Below are 285 nucleotides of genomic sequence, written 5' to 3'. Positions count from 1 at the left end.
AAACAGACCATCAATATTATGAAGGGCTTATTGCTTCGAATACAGGTCTTAGCTATACACCAACAGGTGTAACTACCGATGCAGGCCCAGACACAACGATTCAAAGTGCTGGTGCATTCTTACAAGCTGACTATGCATTGACAGACCGTTTGAATGTACAGGCAGGTACGCGTTATCAGTACATTAAAGCGGATACAGATGCATATAGCACTTCAAAAGGTGAGCAACCAAGTGGTTCTGTCAATGATGATGCAGTGCTATTTAACTTAGGTACCGTATATAAGC

The 285-nt window shown here is 42.1% G+C and carries 1 protein-coding gene; it reads left to right on the top strand.

Annotation, left to right across the window (positions count from 1 at the left end; genetic code table 11):
* On the top strand, positions 1 to 285 hold a 285-nt coding region (locus tag ACG9ZB_RS17180), incomplete at both ends, for a TonB-dependent receptor domain-containing protein (RefSeq protein WP_419326839.1).

The organism is Acinetobacter johnsonii (assembly GCF_048551975.1).
Classification (GTDB): Bacteria; Pseudomonadota; Gammaproteobacteria; order Pseudomonadales; family Moraxellaceae; genus Acinetobacter; species Acinetobacter johnsonii_A.
This window is presented reverse-complemented; position numbering and strand designations above follow the sequence as displayed.